The organism is Aquirufa sp. A-Brett2-15D (assembly GCF_054558735.1).
Genome location: NZ_JBSKFT010000001.1, coordinates 113466 through 132795 on the forward strand (window position 1 = coordinate 113466; position 19330 = coordinate 132795).

At 40.6% G+C, this 19330-nt stretch carries 13 protein-coding genes; 8 read left to right on the forward strand and 5 right to left on the reverse strand.

The genetic code is table 11. The features are described 5' to 3' along the window. Positions 1 to 2: 2 nt before the first annotated feature. The gene (locus ACST14_RS00535; protein WP_459459495.1) at positions 3 to 1166 is read right to left on the reverse strand and encodes a class I SAM-dependent methyltransferase; all 1164 of its coding nucleotides are present in this window, start codon (positions 1164 to 1166) and stop codon (positions 3 to 5) included. Positions 1167 to 1231: 65 nt separating this feature from the next. Here ACST14_RS00535 and ACST14_RS00540 point away from each other — a divergent pair, with 65 nt between their 5' ends. The 3 genes from ACST14_RS00540 (at position 1232) to truA (ending at position 5078) form a co-directional block, all read left to right on the forward strand. Then, complete coding sequence (locus ACST14_RS00540) at positions 1232 to 1804, forward strand: nucleotidyltransferase family protein (protein ID WP_459459497.1); 573 nt, start codon at positions 1232 to 1234, stop codon at positions 1802 to 1804. A gap of 273 nt (positions 1805 to 2077) precedes the next feature. After that, positions 2078 to 4309: a phosphoribosylformylglycinamidine synthase subunit PurL gene (gene purL, locus ACST14_RS00545; RefSeq protein WP_459459499.1), complete on the forward strand. Its 2232-nt coding sequence runs from the start codon at positions 2078 to 2080 to the stop codon at positions 4307 to 4309. 4 nt (positions 4310 to 4313) lie between these two features. Continuing rightward, complete coding sequence (gene truA / locus ACST14_RS00550) at positions 4314 to 5078, forward strand: tRNA pseudouridine(38-40) synthase TruA (protein ID WP_459459501.1); 765 nt, start codon at positions 4314 to 4316, stop codon at positions 5076 to 5078. Here truA and radA read toward each other — a convergent pair. Further along, positions 5050 to 6429: a DNA repair protein RadA gene (gene radA, locus ACST14_RS00555; protein ID WP_459459503.1), complete on the reverse strand. Its 1380-nt coding sequence runs from the start codon at positions 6427 to 6429 to the stop codon at positions 5050 to 5052. The genes truA and radA overlap by 29 nt on opposite strands. A gap of 100 nt (positions 6430 to 6529) precedes the next feature. Between radA and ACST14_RS00560 the strand changes: the two genes are divergently transcribed. Genes ACST14_RS00560 through ACST14_RS00570 form a run of 3 tightly spaced genes read left to right on the forward strand, consistent with a single transcriptional unit; the run spans position 6530 to position 11189 of the window. Further along, on the forward strand, positions 6530 to 7168 hold the full coding sequence (locus tag ACST14_RS00560) for a porin family protein (RefSeq protein WP_459459505.1): 639 nt from the start codon (positions 6530 to 6532) through the stop codon (positions 7166 to 7168). 8 nt (positions 7169 to 7176) lie between these two features. Beyond that, positions 7177 to 8202 (forward strand): phenylalanine--tRNA ligase subunit alpha, encoded by a 1026-nt coding sequence (gene pheS / locus ACST14_RS00565; protein WP_459459507.1) that lies wholly within the window; start codon positions 7177 to 7179, stop codon positions 8200 to 8202. Positions 8203 to 8210: 8 nt separating this feature from the next. Beyond that, entirely contained in the window at positions 8211 to 11189 is a 2979-nt protein-coding gene (locus ACST14_RS00570; RefSeq protein ID WP_459459509.1) for a protein O-mannosyl-transferase family, read from the forward strand. A gap of 191 nt (positions 11190 to 11380) precedes the next feature. Here ACST14_RS00570 and dnaJ read toward each other — a convergent pair whose 3' ends face one another. Beyond that, entirely contained in the window at positions 11381 to 12547 is a 1167-nt protein-coding gene (gene dnaJ / locus ACST14_RS00575; protein WP_459459511.1) for a molecular chaperone DnaJ, read from the reverse strand. Positions 12548 to 12553: 6 nt separating this feature from the next. Next, positions 12554 to 13063 (reverse strand): nucleotide exchange factor GrpE, encoded by a 510-nt coding sequence (locus ACST14_RS00580; RefSeq protein WP_459459513.1) that lies wholly within the window; start codon positions 13061 to 13063, stop codon positions 12554 to 12556. Between the two features lie 102 nt (positions 13064 to 13165). Between ACST14_RS00580 and queG the strand changes: the two genes are divergently transcribed. Continuing rightward, positions 13166 to 14083 (forward strand): tRNA epoxyqueuosine(34) reductase QueG, encoded by a 918-nt coding sequence (queG, locus tag ACST14_RS00585; RefSeq protein WP_459459515.1) that lies wholly within the window; start codon positions 13166 to 13168, stop codon positions 14081 to 14083. 31 nt (positions 14084 to 14114) lie between these two features. Here the strand turns inward: queG and ACST14_RS00590 are convergent, their stop codons facing one another. Beyond that, a complete protein-coding gene (locus ACST14_RS00590) occupies positions 14115 to 15137 on the reverse strand; it encodes a winged helix-turn-helix domain-containing protein (protein ID WP_459459517.1) in 1023 nt (340 codons plus the stop codon). A 151-nt stretch (positions 15138 to 15288) separates the two neighbouring features. Here ACST14_RS00590 and ACST14_RS00595 point away from each other — a divergent pair, with 151 nt between their 5' ends. After that, positions 15289 to 19329, forward strand: coding sequence for a hybrid sensor histidine kinase/response regulator transcription factor (locus ACST14_RS00595; protein ID WP_459459519.1), 4041 nt, complete (start codon positions 15289 to 15291; stop codon positions 19327 to 19329). The last annotated feature ends 1 nt before the right edge of the window (position 19330 follow it).

Here is a 19330-nt window from a genome sequence, read left to right on the forward strand (position 1 = left end):
AGTTAGAAGATTTTTTTAGCTAGGACAACCTTGTTTTTAGTAGACTGATCACGAAAAGCAAAAAGTGTAAATTCACCCCCATCTTTTAATTGAAATTTCTTTCTGATTTCATCCGCATTAATGGGAAAATTTCGGGTGGAAATATTCGCTTTCATTCCTGGTAAAACTGACTGAATCCATTTTTTTTCTAAAGGCCCTTCTGCCAGAATTTCAAACGTTCGACCAGCAAAATTAGTATGTAGTTCTTCAGATGTATATAAATGAGTATTGGCTGCTATTTTAACTACCTCTTTTCCTACAGATTTAAAGAATCCTGCCTTTAGGACACCGGCGTGAGGTTCATATAGGTATTTTAAAGGGTCACTAAAGGAGATTTCCGCTGCAGTTTCGTTCGATTTTTTCCCTAAGAAAATGGAAGGTTCCGGATGGCTTAATTCAATTACCTCAATGATTGGATCTTCTGTGGATCGCGCTGTTTTCAAGAAGAGTAGTTCTTTTACCTCGTTTTTGACACAAACAACATAGATTTTCTTGACTCCTTGAAGTTCTTTACTGGCTCGATCTAAATCCAATAAAGGACTCGTTTTTATCAGTATACTGGTTTTTTCGTTGATATAGGATAGTAGTTCCAAAGCATTCGGTTCGCAATCCTGTAATAGAACGACCTTATTACCTGCTCCATCTCTTCTTGCAGGATCTACATAGATGAAATTAAACTCTCCATCTTGATTAGAAAGCCAGGCTAAACTTTCTGCCGTATGGTGTTGGATATTTCCAGCTTTAAGTTGATCGTGATTGTACGCAGCGATTTTCGCTAATTCAGGCTGTCTTTCGATGTAGCTTACCTCGCAGCCTGCTTTAGCGAAAGCAAAACTATCTAATCCCATTCCACCTGTTAAATCCGCAATTTTGCCCTGGACTAAAGTGGCTTTGAAATGGGCCGTATCTTCTGAGGAGGATTGTTCAAGTGCTAAATTGGGAGGAAAAAAAACCTTATTATTTGCCACCCAATGGGGCATTTTATCCTTGAGTTTTTGTCTAGCTTTTATTTGGCCTACTAATTTAGGAAGGTCTAATTGCGGATATTTCGATGCATCCAAGGCCACCGAAACAGGATCTCGGTGAAGGTTATTTTGAATAAATTCGATTTCAGTTTCTAAAAGCATCGCCTAAAATTACCACCTAAGCTTTAATAATTTTTAATTAAATTAGTGAAATTGATATTTATCACATGACTGGATTAATTTTAGCTGCCGGAGCATCCTCCCGTTTAGGGGAAGCAAAACAAGTTTTGGTTTATCAGGGCCAAAGCCTTTTAGAAAGATCCATTCGTTTAGCCTTTAGCGTTTGTAAAGAAGTGCTGGTCTGTTTAGGTGCAGAAGTGGAACAAACGACTAAAATCATCGAAAAACTTCAAAAAGAGTTTTCAAACTTATCTTATGTGCAAGTCGATCGATGGGAAAAAGGCATGGGGGAATCACTTGCTGTGGGGCTTAAAACGATTGAGACCGAAAAAGATGTACTAGTCTTATTATGCGATTTGCCATTTTTGACAAATGCTCACATGAAAAATATTATTTCCTTAACTAACCCAGAAAGAGCCATTGTGGCCTCTTTTCAAGGGGTTAATTCTCCGCCGGTGTTGATACCAACCGCCTTACGACCTTTATTTAAAAATTGGAGTGGAGACCAAGGTTTAGGTAAATTTTGGCGTCAAAATCCAATGCTTTGTGAGATCATTCACTTCTCCGATAAATTCCGGGATGTCGATGTTCCTGAGGATCGGGAGTATTGGGGGATTTAATTATAAAGCCCGTGGTCAAAACCACGGGCTTTATAATTAAATCCAAAGAACAAAGAGCAAAGCACAAAGCACAAAGTTTGTATTCGCTGCGCGAATGACTTTATGAAATGTTTTTATTCCATATTTATGCTTTTTGCTCTATGCTTTATGCTTAGAAAATGGTAAGTGGTAAATGGTGAATGGATCGAGTTTTCATAAAAAATCATTTACCATTTACCACTCACCATTTAGTAAGATTCCCTATCTTTGCATTTCAATTTTAAACTCACTTAAGTGGAATCAATCGGAACCCTTCCCACCGTCGAAACAGCCAAAAAATTAGGATTATTACCCGAAGAGTATGATCGCATTCAGGAGATTTTAGGCCGAAAGCCTAATTTTACCGAATTGTCGATTTTCTCTGTTATGTGGTCTGAGCACTGTAGTTATAAGAATTCAATCGTTTGGTTGAAGACTTTGCCCAAAGACTCGCCACGTATGTTAGCGAAAGCTGGTGAGGAGAATGCGGGTTTGGTTGATTTAGGGGATGGTTTAGGCTGTGCATTTAAGATTGAATCGCATAATCACCCGTCTGCTTTAGAGCCTTATCAAGGTGCGGCGACTGGTGTGGGTGGAATCAATCGGGATATTTTTACGATGGGTGCTCGCCCGATAGCGCAATTGAATTCGTTGCGTTTTGGCAATATTGAATTAGCTAAAACGAAGTGGTTAGTGAAAGGTGTAGTGAAAGGGATTGGAGATTATGGTAATGCCTTTGGAATTCCTACCGTGGGTGGTGAGGTTCAATTTGATGATTGTTATAATGTGAATCCGTTAGTTAATGCGTTTTCAGCAGGTATATTAAAGGTGGGTACTCAGGCATCTGCTACTTCTTATGGAGTAGGTAACGGGGTATTTATTGTAGGTTCAGCAACAGGAAAAGATGGAATTGGTGGTGCGAGTTTTGCATCGGAAGATATTACGTCGAAGTCGTCGGAGAAATTACCTGCGGTTCAAGTAGGGGATCCATTCCAAGAGAAATTGTTATTAGAGGCTTCTTTGGAAATTATTGAAGCAGGTTGTGTGATCGGAATTCAAGATATGGGTGCGGCAGGTATTATCTGTTCGACGTCTGAAATGTCTGCGAAAGGCGAGCATGGAATGATTATTGATCTTTCCAAAGTGCCTACGCGTCAAGCTAACATGCAACCATTTGAGATCTTACTATCTGAGTCTCAAGAACGGATGTTGATCGTAGTGGAGAAAGGTCGGGAGCATGAGGCGAAACGTATTTTTGATAAATGGGATTTAAACTGTGAGCAAATCGGTACCGTAACGGATACAAAGCGTCTTGAATTCTATCAAGATGGTGTTTTAGTGGCGGATGTTCCGGCGGATGATTTAGTTTTAGGTGGTGGTGCCCCGGTGTATAACCGCGAGTACAAAGAGCCTGCTTATTTCCAAGAATTTAAGAAATTTAAGATTGATTCAGTAGCTGATTTGCCTAAGGAAGAATTGCCAAAGGCTTTGAACTACATGATGAATCACCCCAATATTGCTTCTAAGAAGTGGGTGGCACAACAATATGATTCGTCGATCGGTCGTGCGAATCGCAATACCAACGCTCCTTCGGATGCAGCGGTGGTGAAAGTACATGGTTCTCAAAAGTCGATTGTTATCACAGTGGATTGTAATTCACGTTATGTAAACGCGGATCCAGAAGAAGGAACTGCAATGGCAGTGGCTGAAGCGGCGCGTAACATTGTTTGTTCGGGTGGTTTGCCGGTAGCGATTACGAACTGCTTAAACTTTGGCAATCCTTATGTTCCCGAAGTATACTGGCAGTTTGTGGGTGCAATTAAAGGAATGAAAAAATCGTGTGAGGCGTTTGAAACTCCGGTGACGGGTGGTAACGTTTCCTTCTATAATCAGTCTTCTGATGAAGGTCCTGTTTTCCCAACGCCTACTATTGGTATGTTAGGAATTTTAGAGAATCCAGCAAATAAGATGACCTTGGATTTCAAAAAAGACGGGGATGCCATCTATTTAGTAGGTGAATCAGTTAATGATATCGCTTCGTCTGAATATGTGTATTCTTATAAAGGAATAAAAGCGACGCCAGCACCCCATTTTGTTTTAGCAACGGAACTTCAATTGCAAAAAGCGATTTCATCATTAATCGAGGCTAGATTAATTGAATCTGCGCATGATGTATCAGATGGCGGTTTATTGGTGACTTTGGCTGAATCTTCTTTCCCTCGTGGTTTAGGATTTAGTGTAAGTTCAGATGTGGCTATTCGTCAGGATGCGTTTTGGTTCGGTGAAGCGCAATCTCGCGTGGTTGTTTCAGTAGATGCTTTGAAAAAGGCAGCCTTCGAATCCGCATTGCAGGCTAAAGGAGTTAAATTCTCTGCACTTGGATCGGTTCAAGGATCGGATATGGTGGCAGATGGAACTGTTTTGAGCTCCGTGGCTGCCGCGTATCAATCTTTTGATACAGCTTTAGAAACTGCTTTAATGAAATAAGTAAATGAGCCGCTATCTACTCGCTTTTTCGTACGATGGCGGCTCTTTTCATGGCTACCAAATTCAGCCAAATGCAACGACGGTTCAGTCGCTTTTGCAGGATAAATTAAGTTTGTTATTGGGTTTTAAGCTTGAAATCGTAGGAAGTTCGCGGACTGATACGGGAGTTCATGCCCACCAACAATTCGCGCACTTTGATTTGCCGGAGGGTAAAAAAGTCAAAGAAAATGCTGTGTTTCGACTAAATCGGATGCTACCTGATTCCTTAGTGGTGAAAGGTATTTACAAAGTTTTAGATGATTTCCATGCCCGCTTTGCAGCACTTTCGAGGACCTATGAATACCGTATTAGCCCAATTAAAAATCCATTTAATTCTGCTTTTTCTTACCGATTCGGTGTCGAATTAGATGTCGAGGCGATGAATCAAGCGGCGGCTTTATTTTTCAAACATACCGATTACCAGTGTTTCTCTAAGGTAAAAACCGAAGTGACCACTTTCGAGTGTACTATCATGCAGGCTTTTTGGGCTTATCGGGGCGATGAATTGATTTTTACGATTCAAGGTAATCGTTTCCTACGTGGTATGGTGCGCGCAGTAGTGGGAACTTTGCTAGAACTAGGGCAGGGGCGACTAACTTTGGCTCAATTACAAGAAATTCTTGATTCTAAAGATCGATGCAAAGCAGGACGTGCTGTTCCTGCGCACGGATTACACTTAGTAGAAGTGGAATACCCAGCGTCTATTTTTGATGCCAAATGTGCAGAATAACATCTAATAAGGTCGCTTCGGATCGCACTTTGATTTTAGTAGGCTTATAATTCAAGCCTTTCAGATTATACTTACTGATCCAAATCTCTTTAAAACCTAATTTCTCTGCTTCTGCAATTCGCTGATCAATGCGAGTAACAGATCTCAACTCTCCGCCTAAGCCTACTTCTGCGGCAAAACATATGGAGGAGTCAAGGATTTTATCTTCATAGGAAGAAACTAGCGACATACAGGTCGCTAAATCTAATGCTGGATCATCCACGCGTATTCCGCCCGTTATATTTAAGAAAACATCTTGTGTGGCTAACTTATAGCCGCCTCTTTTCTCTAAAACGGCGATTAACATACTTAGACGCTTTCCATCGTATCCATTTGCCGTTCTTTGGGCGTTACCATAGGAAGAGGCACTGACTAAGGATTGAATTTCGACCAAAAGTGGACGATTTCCCTCCATTAATGTACCTATGGCGATGCCGGATGAGGGTTCATCGCGTTGAGATAAAAGAATTTCGGATGGATTGGTCACGGGTCTTAAGCCACTTCCTAGCATTTCATAAATCCCTAATTCAGAGGTAGAACCGAAGCGGTTTTTCGTCGTGCGCAAAATACGGTAGATCATGTGGCGATCTCCCTCGAATTGCAAGACGGTATCCACTAAGTGTTCTAAGACTTTAGGGCCGGCGATCGAACCTTCTTTGGTAATATGACCTACTAAGAAAATAGGCGTAGCACTTTCTTTTGCGAAGCGCATCAGTTCAAGCGCACATTCCCGGATTTGTGAAACGGAGCCTGGACCTGATTCGATTTGATCAGAAAACAGGGTTTGAATGGAGTCTACAATGATTAATTCCGGTTCTAGGTCTACTAAATGCCTGAAAATGGCTTGGGTATTCGTTTCCGTTAATATATATAGGGAGTCAGATTTAGCGGCTAAGCGATCTGCTCTTAATTTAATTTGTTGTTCAGATTCTTCTCCAGTGACGTATAAAACACGTGTTTGCGTTAGAGAAAGCGCCACTTGTAATAAAAGAGTTGATTTTCCGATGCCGGGCTCGCCGCCGATTAATACGAGTGAGCCAGGTACGATTCCACCGCCCAGTACGCGATTGAATTCTGGGTCAGAACAGGTAAGTTTTGGCTGGTTTTCGAAGCTAACTTCGGTCAACAATTTCGGTTTTGCAGCTGATTTAGGGCTTCCTTTTGTCTTCCAAACTTCCGCCGGATGCACAGCCTGTTCCACTAATTCCTCAACGAAGGTATTCCATTCTCCACAGGAGGGACATTTTCCTAACCACTTGGGTGCGGAATGTCCACAGGATTGACAAAAAAAGGAGGTTTTAGCTTTGGCCACGTTTATACGATTTGTGGTCAAAAATACGTTTTGATTTTGGTTTTTTCTTTTTTTTCGAATGAAAAAGGATAATTTTACAAGTTAATTAATCACAATAATCATGAAAGCATTAAAACCCTTTATGATGATTACCTTATTAATGGGTGTCATTTCAGTTGCCTCGGCTCAAAAGCATTCGCCAGCAGATTATTTTAGATTAGGAATTAAAGGAGGAGTAAATCTTTCTGCAGTAAAAGTAGCAAGTTTAAATGCTAATTTAGAAAACAAGTCTGGATATCAATTGGGGGCTTATGCTCGCATTGGACGCACTATTTTCATCCAGATAGAAAACTATTTTACTGCTAAAGAAGTAAATGTGGACGTTCTTAATACCATTACAACTAATCAAGGAGTTGTTATCTTTTCTCAAAAGTCATTAGATGTCCCTGTGCTTTTAGGAATTAAATTAGGGCCAATACGCGTTATGGCAGGCCCTGTGGCCTCTTATGCCATTTCTGCTGAGACAAGTCCGGATGCGGCAGTTAAGTCTTATTTTACAGGTACATCTAAGGATATAGTTAATCGTTCGAGTTTTGGCTACCAAGCCGGGATAGGTTTTGATATACTGAACTTGTCATTAGATTTACGTTACGAAGGTGCAACATCAGAGTTAAAGAATACCCTTGCTGTACCAAGTGGATTTAATTATTCGCAAAAACCTAGTTATTACCAGGCAACCATCGGTTTCCGCATTTTATAATTACCCACATGAATGAACAAATAAAAGGGCTGAAGGCTGAAATTGATGCTTATGTCATTTCGAATGAAAGCGAATTAGAATCTTTTCGAAATCAATTTGTTGGACGTAAAAGTCAATTGGCATCGCTTTTTGATGAATTGAAAAATGTACCAGCTGAAAATCGCCGTGAGGTGGGACAGGCCTTAAATGGCTTGAAAAATTCAGCAGAAACAAAGTTTGCTGAGGCGCAAGAAGCATTCGCAGGAAATGCCGCTGACTTCGAGGTTCCGTCTGATTTAACAGTATATAATCCGATTTCCCAGGGGAGTTTGCATCCTTTGACGAAAGTAAGAGCACGCATTTTGGAGATATTTAATCGTATGGGTTTCTCCGTTTCGGATGGCCCTGAGATCGAAACTGATTTCTATAATTTTACTGCCTTGAATTTTCCAGCGAATCATCCAGCGCGTGAAATGCAGGATACTTTTTTTATTGAAAAAGGGGCAGGGGAGATTCAAGATGATGTCTTATTGCGAACGCATACCTCGAATGTTCAAATTCGGTTGATGCAACACCAAAAGCCTCCGATTCGCTCGGTGATGCCAGGACGCGTATTTCGTAATGAAGCGATTTCTGCCCGCGCACATTGCCTTTTCCATCAAGTGGAGGGACTTTATGTGGATGAAAATGTGAGTTTCAAGGATTTGAAAGATACCTTATATCATTTTGCCAAAGAGATGTTTGGGAAAGATACGAAAGTGCGTTTCCGCCCCTCTTATTTCCCTTTTACGGAGCCTAGTGCTGAAATGGACATTACTTGTCTCTTATGTAAAGGGGATGGATGTAATGTTTGCAAAGGAGCCGGTTGGGTGGAGATTGCAGGCGCCGGAATGGTAGACCCGAATGTATTAGAAAATGTGGGAATCGATTCGAAGAAGTACAATGGCTTTGCTTTTGGGATGGGAATCGAGCGTATCACGATGTTAAAATACCAGATCAAAGACTTACGTTTATTCACAGAGAATGACGTTCGTTTCTTAAAACAGTTTAATTAATTTGACCTATGTGGAGTTTTAAAAAATTAAATAATTGGACGGGTTGGGGAGTTTTCCTTATTGCCTTGATCACCTATACTTTGACGGTGGAACCTACGGCCTCTTTTTGGGACTGTGGCGAATTCATCGCTTGTGCCTATAAATTACAAGTACCTCACCCTCCAGGGGCTCCTTTATTCTTGTTGCTAGGTAGAATGTTCTCCTTGCTTGCGTTGGGGGATGTGACCAGAGTGGCATTTTGGGTGAATATGATGTCTGTTTTAAGCAGCGCATTGACGATTTTATTCTTGCATTGGACGATTGTGATGATCGGTCGCAAGATGATCAATAAGTCGTTTGAGGCCATGAACACAAATGAGCGTTTTGGTTTATTGGCTTCAGGGGTTGTAGGTTCATTGATTTACACGTTTTCGGATACGTTTTGGTTCTCAGCTGTGGAAGCTGAGGTATATGCGATGTCGTCTTTCTTTACCGCGATTGTAGTTTGGGCGGCGTTTAAGTGGGAATTAGTGGAAGATAGAGCAGAATCGAATCGTTGGATCTTGTTTATCGCTTATCTGGTTGGTTTATCCATTGGAGTCCACTTATTGAACTTGGTGACGCTTCCTGCTTTGGGATTATTGTATTATTTTAAACGTTATGAGAAGCCTACGCTGACTGGTGGCGTGATCTCCATCTTAATTGCCCTCTTTATTTTGGGAATTATTAATGCGGGAATTATTCCGGGCTTGCCTAGTTTAGCCTTCGAATTTGAATTGACTTTCGTGAATACCTTAGGCTTTTCGTATGGTACGGGAGCGATTGTATTCTTAATCTTATTATTAGCGGCGATTGTTTTTGGGATTCGTTATTCCTATGCCAAAGGCAAGGAAGTGCTCAATGTCGCGCTCTTCTCCTTTGTCTTTTTACTCATCGGTTATTCCACTTATACGGTCGCTCTAGTGCGTTCAGGTTATAATACACCTATTAATGAGAACGATCCGAGCAATATCCTAAACTTCTTGAAATACTTGAAGCGTGAGCAATATGGTGAGCGTTCGTTGATTTATGGCCCAGTTTATACGGCCGAAGTAACCGGCTATAAGGAAGGTGCGGAGACGCCTATTTACAAGATGAAGGACGGGAAATATGTGGAGTACACGAAGAAACCAGTGTATGAATACGATAAGACCCAAATGATGTTATTGCCTCGGGTGTATTCGAGTCAAGCGAATCACGTGAAGTTATACCAAGAGATGCTCGGTATTCCGGCAGGGGAGAAACCGAGTTTTGGCAAGAACCTAGAATTCCTCTTCACTCATCAACTGGGCCACATGTATATGCGCTATTTGTTGTGGAATTTCGTGGGTCGTGAAAGTGATATGCAAGATGCTTGGGCGATTAATGCCTTCGAAGACACTTCGAAATTACCCGACATTTTACGCCAAAATAAGGCGAGAAATAATTACTTTTTCTTACCTATTATATTCGTGCTATTGGGTTTCTTCTATATGCTTCGCAAGAACGATAAAGACCTTTTAGTCACTATTTTGATGTTTATTTTAACCGGGGTGGCCTTGACGGTTTACCTGAATTCTCCACCTACAGAACCGCGCGAGCGTGATTACATTTTCGTGGGATCGTTCTATTTTATGTCGATTTGGGCGGGTTTTGCGGTGATGCAAATTATGGAGTTGATTCAAAAATTTGTGAAAGCTGATAAGGCCAAATGGGCGATAGTGGCTTTATTAGGTTTGACGGCACCTGCGATTTTGGCACAACAAAACTGGGATGATCATGATCGCAGTGATCGTTATCACCAGATTGATTTTGCCAAAAACCTATTAAACTCCTGCGCCCCTAACGCGATTCTATTTACGGGAGGGGATAATGATACGTTCCCTCTTTGGTACGTACAAGAAGTAGAAGGATTCAGAACAGACGTTCGCGTGTGTAATTTATCCCTATTAGGAACGGACTGGTACATCGATCAGATGAAGCGTAAAACCTACGAATCACAACCATTACCTATTCTATTAACGAAAGATCAGTTAATGGAAGGAGTAAATGACCAGATTTTATTTAATCCCAAGGAGGGTCTGACGGCGATGTCTTTACCGGACTATTTGGATTTATTACATAAAGACAGTCCTTCTATTCAGGAGCAAACGCAATTAGGCGAAACGATTAATACGCTGCCAACTGATTCAGTGGTGATTCCCGTGGACATCGCCGCTGTAGCGAAGTCAAACTGGTTCCCTAAGCAATTTGTGCCTTATATGTCGCCTGTTTTAGGCTGGAAGTTGCCATCTCACAACATCTATAAAGGCGAACTAATCCAATTAGAGATCATTTCAAACAACGCAATGTCTGGTTGGAAACGTCCGATTTACTTCGCATCTACTTTACCAAATGATCAATACTTAGGTCTGAAGGAATCGATGCAATTAGAAGGCTATGCGTATCGTTTAATGCCTTTCAAGATTCCTGGGGCTAATGATGGTTACGTGAACACAGAGGTGATGACAAAGAATATCACGAAAAAGATGTTCTGGAGGGGGCTAAATGATGATAAGGTTTATTACCACGGAGATTTCTATTTAGGAATTCCATCGGTGACGGCTCGTTTAAGCGTCTACCGTTTAGCAGATCAATTAGTTCGTGAGGGAAATTACGCTCAGGCGAAAAAGGTGTTAGATTTCTTAGACCAAAAAATGCCAGACAAAGTAATCCCTTACGATCAATTCTCTGCAAGTATGGTCGAACTATACATTTCCGTAGGTGATCCTAAGGCAGCCCTTAAAATGGCTTCTAAAATCGTCAAGCGTGATGATCAACTATTAGATTATTATTTAGATGGCCGCTATGGTTCACACGAACGTGATGTCCAAATCGCCATCTATGAAATGAATTTAGTCGTTTCAGCCTTGAAAGCGTCTAAGCTAAGCCCTGCGAAATACCAGGAGCTGGAGGAGAAGTTTAATAAGCAGATGGCTCGCCTTCAATAGAAAGCATAGAGCACAAAGCATAAAGAATAAAGATTGTATCGCCTTCGGCGATGAATTCTGAAATATTTTTTCTCATAATATAAAAAAAGCGGCATTTGCCGCTTTTTTTATGATTTACTGATATTTTGACTTTGAACTTTGCTCTTTGGTCTTTGAACTTTGAGATATGTTTTCATAAAAAGCGAAGCTTTTTATGAAAACATATCCCTCACCTTATGAAAAAATCCTTTCTCACCTTTACCCGGTTGAGGGGCGAAGTTAGGGGAGGCGCGTAGTTTTTCTAATAATTCGGTTTCTTCTTTACTAACCTGTTTAGGGGTCCAAATATTCACGTGGACTAATTGATCCCCGATCGAATAACCATTTAATTCTTTGATTCCTTTACCTTTTAAACGGAGGATCTTGCCACTTTGCGTTCCAGCTTCTAAGGAAATCTTAGCTTTACCGGTGATGGTAGGTACTTCGACTGAAGTTCCAAGGGCTGCATCTACGAAATTTACGTAAAGATCGAAAATCACATTATTTCCATCCCGGTGCAATAACTCATGTGCTTCTTCTTCGATGACGATTAATAAATCGCCAGCGACACCACCACGAGGCGGAACGTTACCTTTACTTGACATGGATAATTGCATGTCATTGGATACGCCTGCTGGGATTTTGATAGGGATGATTTCTTCTTCTAATACGCGTCCTTCACCGAAGCAATCTCCACATTTCGACCCGACTGTTTTGCCTTCTCCGCTACAATGAGGGCAGGTAGACGACGTGACCATTTGGCCTAACATAGTTTGCTGTACTTGACGAACCTGACCTGAACCTTGGCAGGTACCACAGGATTTCAAGTCAGTACCGTTTTTAGATCCATTTCCAGCACATGATTTACAAGCGACGTGGCGTTTTACTTTAATTTTCTTTTCTACGCCGTTTGCGATTTCTTCTAAATTCAACTTAAGCTTGATGCGTAGGTCGGTTCCTCTGCGTTGACGTCTTCCACCACCGCTGCGGCCTCCATTAAAGAAGCTACCGAATGGGCTCTCATCTCCTCCACCGAATATATCTCCAAACTGAGAGAAGATATCTTCCATATTCATACCGCCTGCACCACCAAAACCTCCGCCAGCAGCTCCACCCATTCCAGCGTGACCGAAACGGTCGTATTGCGCTTTCTTTGTGGAATTACTTAAGACCTCATAGGCTTCAGCTGCTTCTTTGAATTTTTCTTCCGCCTCCTTGTTATCCGGATTCTTATCAGGATGGTATTTTACCGCCATTTTACGGTAAGCCTTCTTGATTTCGTCCTCAGCTGCAGATTTTGATATGCCTAATACTTCGTAATAATCTCTTTTTTGAGCCATTTTATATTAATTTCCGACCACCACTTTTGCAAAGCGGATGACTTTTTCGTTCAGTGTATATCCTTTTTCTACTACTTCGACCACTTTGCCTTTTTCATCCTCGCTAGGAGCAGGGAATTGAGTAATGCAATCATGTAATTCGGCATCAAAAATTTCGCCTTTTGCGGGTAATTCTTTTAATCCTTTGGATTGCAGAATAGCGCCTATTTTAGCGAAGATTAATTGTGTTCCTTCTGTTATTTCTCCCTCTGGAGCATTCGCTAAGGCACGTTCGTAGTCATCGACTACGGGTAATAAGTCGACAATTAAGCGTTCAGATGCAGTTTGAATCATTTCCATCTTCTCTTTCGCCGTGCGTTTACGGAAGTTTTCGAAGTCTGAATATAAGCGAAGGTATTTCTCCTTCATCTCGGTTAATTCATCTATTGGAGTTGTTTCCTCCGTTTCAGGGGCATTTTCTTCTTGTTGATTGACGATTTCTTCCTCAGGCGTTTGTTCGTTTTCTTTCTTTTTCATGGTACAAAATTACGATTGCGAAATCCATCATACAAATTCAATACCAAAAACAATTTTATGACACTTTGGCATAAATGAATTGACCTTTGTAATTTTAGGCAAATGTCAAAAAGTCCAGCTCAAATTTCTCATGTTATAAAGTCCAAAGCGCAGCAATTTGGTTTTGCTTTTTGTGGCATTTCTGAGGCCGGATTTTTAGAGGAAGAGGCGCCAAGACTAGAAGACTGGTTGAACTCAAATCAACACGGGGAAATGGCCTATATGGCTAATCATTTTGATAAAAGATTAGATCCACGGAAGCTGGTGGATGGTTGTCAAACCGTTGTTTCGCTTGTCTATAATTACTTTCCTTCTGAAGAAATCGCAGTAAAAGATTTTAAGATTTCAAAATATGCCTACGGAGAAGATTACCACCGGGTAATCAAAGATAAGATGCAGGATCTGTGGGACACCCTAAAAATAGATTTAGGGGAGTTTTCTGGCAGGATGTTTGTGGATTCGGCTCCTATATTAGAAAAGGCTTGGGCGAAAAAATCTGGGCTGGGTTGGATAGGGAAGAATGCGAATTTGATTATCCCGAAACAGGGGAGTTTTTATTTTTTGGCAGAACTCTTAATTGATTTAAAAGCTAGTCCAGATGGGCCTATAAAAGACTTTTGTGGTACGTGCACGCGTTGCATCGACGCCTGTCCCACAGATGCCATTACTCCCTACGTAGTGGATGGAAGTAAATGTATTTCCTATTTTACCATTGAGTTAAAGGATCAAATGCCGGCGAGTTTACAGTCGGACTTTCAAAACTGGATTTTTGGTTGTGATATTTGCCAAGATGTGTGTCCTTGGAATCGCTTTTCGAAGCCGCATAATGAGCCGAGATTTGCAGAGAATCTAGCTGAGGTTGATTGGGAGGGATTATCAGAGGAGGTTTTTCAAACCTTGTTTCACTATTCCGCTATCAAGCGAACGAAATTAAAGGGCATTCAGCGAAACTTAGACTACGTGAAAAAAAAGAGGCCATGAAATCATGGCCCTTTTCTAGCAAAATAAAACCCTAAAGAGAATTTCGTATAATCAAGCTAGGTTCGATGACCTCAGCCGTTTTTTGATTTGTAAGGATCATTTCGGCCGCTTTTTGGCCTAATTTCTCCGGATGAGTACTCACTACGGTGATTCCTCCAGCAATAATTTCCTTAAATGGATGATCGTTCAAGGAGATGATACCCACCTCTTTCCCAAGCGTCCATTTCTTTTTATCCGCATATTTGATAGCCTGGAAAAGATCGCTATCGGACAAAGTGAAATAAATCTCATTTTGGCGATAATCGTCCTCTTCTAGGCCATCTAATACTTGGAAATTCAATGAATTCGATTCACAGAATTCACTGCACGCATTGATTAATTCAGGATCGAAGTATTCGTCTTCGCTCATCACTAAATTAAGACTGCGGTACTTATTAAACAGGTTTAGTTGGGTATTAAAAATCTTCTTTAGCGTGGGATTGGGAGGACAAATCAGACTGGAATGACGGATGGTTCCGAAATTTTGGTCTAATAAAATCAACCGATCCCCGGCTATTTTCTGTAAAATCTTCACCGTTTCCTCATCCTCATCGATTAAATGGGGTTGAATCAGGTAATAATGGTAATTCCCTAATTGTTGGCCGATGATTTCTTTGAATTCACGCGGTTTGTACTGATAGGTATAAATATCCACCATGACATTTTTGCCAAAGTGATCTAAAAAGGCATTATAAAGTGTTTGATTTGTCTCCGTCATCCGACCGATGAGGAAAAGAACTTTCGTCTTTACTTTAAGGCTAGATTCTGAAATGAAGTAGCCTTTGCGGAAAATGGACGTGATGGCTCCCATTTTATGCAACTCGGTATAAGCTCTCTCGACTGTATCACGGGAAAGGTAGCATTCTTCCGATGCCTCATTAATGGATGGCAATCGCTCGCCAGGTTTCAATTCTCCCATTTCAATGTCCTGCAAGAGTGAATTCACTAATTGCTGGTATTTCGGGAGTTTGTTTCCTGAATTCTTTACGTTAAATGAAACAAATGTTTTATTCATAGTGGAAGAAAAATTCTTGTATCAAATGTACTTGGGTGCCCTTACATAGCTTAGGACGAATTCGACATTTACATGGACAATTCTTGCAATCGCTTATTTCAGGACAAATCCATCCAAATTCCTGGTTTAATTCCCTAATTTTAAGATTCCAATGAACAGACTCGTATTCTATTTTTCTTGGTTTATCTTTTTTGGTCTATATAGCCAAAATCAAACGCGCTATGAACGTCTGAGTACGGCCTCTGGATTGTCCCAAAGTTCTATCTTTAAAATCATTCAAGATAAAAAGGGTTTCTTGTGGTTTGCCACGGGGGATGGCTTGAATCGCTATGATGGTCACAATTTTAAGATTTACCGGAATGATCCTAGTGATCCCAAAACCTTAAGTGGAAGTGAGATATTTTCGGTAACGGAAGATGATTTAGGGAATCTTTGGGTAGGGACACGTACGTCTGGGTTAAATAAAATTGAATTAGCTACGGGTAAAATTACTCGATTCATAAAGGGGCCTGCGGGACAAGATTTGTCCAGTTCTACTATTCCTAGTATTTTAAATCTAGGGAAAGGTAAAATAGGGGTTGCGGTATTAGGTGTAGGTTATCTCGTGTATGATATACGGACTAATCAATTAATTAAGGAAGAATCGGAGTGGAAAAATGCCTACGTAAAAGACGTGGCTAGATTATTTAAGCATTCCTCAGGAACTGTTTGGATGGGTACGAGAACGGGTTATTTGATTTCTCAATTGAACGCGCATAGTTTCATTCCGTATCAATTCGGAGCCATAAATTACCGGGTGAGGGCCTTGTTTGAAACGAAAAATGGGGATATTCTGGTGGGAACGGATGGAAAGGGTATTTATCGATTCACTCCTAAAACGCAGCAATTTAAAGTGGTGTTTTACCGGGCTTCTGACCCTTTATCACGCCAAAACATCGTCACTTCCCTAGCAAAAGATGCCTTGCAAAATATATGGATAGGAACAGACAATGGCGTTTATAAACTTTCTGGAGAGAATTTCAATTCTTTTACGAACATCCCGTCTAATCCGGATCCAGATCTAGGTATTTCGTCTAATTCTACCCTGAGTTTATTTACAGATGCAAATCAAAATACCTGGATAGGTACTTGGGAGGCTGGTTTGAATATTTCTTTTTTCCAAAAACCTCGATTTGCTGTTTTACGTTATAAACCCAATAGCTTACAAGGTTTACTAAGTAATAAGGTCAGTGCCATTGCGGCAGATGGCGATGCGGGAATTTGGGTAGGTAGTAATGTGGGTTTGTCCTATTTCAATCACAAGAAAAGGGCGGTGACGCATTATTTACAAAGCCCCTCCGCGAATAAATTAAACTCAACAGAGACCTATGATGTGAATTTTATCTATCCCCAAAAGGATGGCGGTGTTTGGCTGGGACTTTGGGGGAAAGGGATTAATCTTTTCACGAAAGATCATCAATTAATTAATTTTCCATTTAAACCAGGTAAAAGGGAAGCTAATTTTAATACGTTAACTCCCTACCAAAATCAGTTTCTGTTAGGAACATCGGGAATAGGAGTGGTTTCCTTTGACCCAGCCACTAAACAATATGGGGAACCTTTTGCGGCTTTAGGTAAGTCAAATTTGATGAACAAGTCAGTTTCTTCCATTCAGATTATTGATAATGAAGAAATTTGGCTGAGCACTGTAGGTCATGGTTTATATGTGTATCAGATGGCTAGTCAGAAGCTGCGTCATTTTGTCAAATCATCCGAGCCTGGTGCCTTAAGTTATAATCACGTCAACCAAGTTTTTCAAGATCGGGGAAAAAGAATCTGGGTAATGACTCAGGGTGGTGGTTTAAATCAATATCTGGGGCCTGTTAAAGGATTTAAAGTGTTTACTGTTAAGGATGGTTTAGTAAGCAATAGTATTCGGGGTATGGTGGAGGATGCGAAAGGGGATTTATGGTTTACAACCAATGGGGGAATTTCTAAAATGGATGGAAAGACCTTGAAGTTTGTCAGTTTTGAAGAGGCTGATGGTTTACAAGGAAAAGAATTTATGACGAATGCGATAGCTAGGAATAATCAGAATTGGTTATTTTTTGGTGGCGTCAATGGCTTGAATTATTTAAAATCCGATAGTTTACGAATGCGCTTGAATGCGCCAAATGTCTATTTTACGAAGCTGAAAATCTTTAATAAAGACGTGGAAGTAGGCGAGGAAAACTCCCCACTTTCAGTTGATATTTTATCCACAGATCGCTTAATTCTACAACCCGATCAAACGGTATTTAGTATAGATTTCGTTGCGTTAGAATACCAGAGGCCTAAGAATAATCGCTATGCGTATTATTTAGATGGTTTTGAAAAAGAATGGAATCAGGTAGGAACGCAGCGCACAGCGACTTATACGAATTTAAGTCCGGGGGATTATATTTTCAAAGTGAAAGCGAGTAATTCGGATGGAGTTTGGGCAGAGAAATCTTATGAGCTAAGAATCACCGTTTTGCCTCCTTGGTACAGAACTTGGTGGGCTTATATTCTTTATGTCGTGTTAATAGCTGCGATTATATATGCCTTTATTCGGGAGGTTAAGATAAGGGAAGCTTTTCGTACGGACTTACGTTTGAAGGAAATCGAAAAAGAGCGAATTCAGGAGCTAGAACAAGTAAAGACCCACTTTTTTACGAATATTTCCCATGAATTGCGTACGCCTCTAACCTTAATAACAAGTCCGTTAGAGAAGTATTTTATATCGAATAATAGCCTAAATAAGGATCAAAAGACGAAGATTAATTCGATCTACCAAAACGCACAAAAACTACTGAGATTAATTAATCAACTTTTGGATTTATCTAAAATTGAATCAGGGAATGTGCTACCTGTGGTGGAAAAACATGATTTAGTCCGGCAGTTAAATTCGATTAAACAAAGTTTTGATTCGTATGCACAGCAGAAACAGATCAAATTAAAGTGGGATGTACCTGTAGAGTCTTTGCTTGTTTATTATGATGCTGACATCATAGAGAAATGTGTGACAAATCTATTGTCAAATGCCTTTAAATTCACTCCGGAGGATGGTATTATCGGAGTTCGTCTAGAATTGCATAAATCGTATCAGGCCGGCAAAGAAAGCATTTCAAGAGTGACTATTCACGTAATGGACACAGGTAAGGGAATTAGTGCAGAGCATATTCAACATATTTTTGATCGTTTTTATCAAATTCCAGAAAAGTCAGATCGAGTAGGTACTGGCGTGGGATTGTCACTTTGTAAGGAATTGATGGAGGTGCATCGTGGCACAATCGATGTTTTGAGCGATTTAGGAGCAGGGTCTGATTTTAAATTACATTTTCCAGTGACGCAAGAGGCCTTTGATCCGGCTTGGGTGAGGACGAATAGTCTTCCAGCAGTCACCGAGTCAGAGAGTCAAAAAGTTGACATTATTTCACAGGAAAAACAGATTCTTCTTATCGTAGAAGATCATGCGGAGATGCGTGCTTTCATTCGGGAGATATTTGAGCGATCCTTCCAAGTAATAGAGGCAGATCGGGGTGAAACCGGATTAGAAATGGCCTTAATGTATTTGCCTGATGTAGTTATTACGGATTGGATGATGCCTGGAATGTCAGGGGTAACGCTTTGTAAGGAGATTAGGACGAATTCGAAAACGAGCCACATTCCAGTGGTGATATTGACGTCGAAAAGTTCTCAAGAAAGCCAAATCGAAGGAATGCAGTCAGGAGCCGATGATTTTATCTCCAAACCATTCCACGCAGATATTTTGGAATTAAGGGTAAATAAATTATTGGAAGCGAAAGAACGACTTCGAAAGAATTGGCAAAATTCTGTAATAAATCAAGATCTCCAATTGACGCCTGTTTTCGAGGATGAATTCCTGCATAAAGCAACTCAGGTAGTTATTGATCATTTAGATGAGGCGGATTTTGATGTAGAACATCTGGAGCAAGCCATGGATATGAGTAAGATGCAACTCTATCGTAAATTGAAAATGTTAACTTCACTGGCTGGAAACGAGTTTATCCGATCTATTCGTTTGCAGCAGGCTAGAATTTTATTAGAAAAAGGATCCTTAAACGTATCCGAAGTAGCTTACCAAGTGGGCTTTAATGATCCCGCTTATTTTACCCGTGCCTTTAAAAAGCAATACGGATTAGCACCTAAAACATTCATTTCAAAAAAATAAT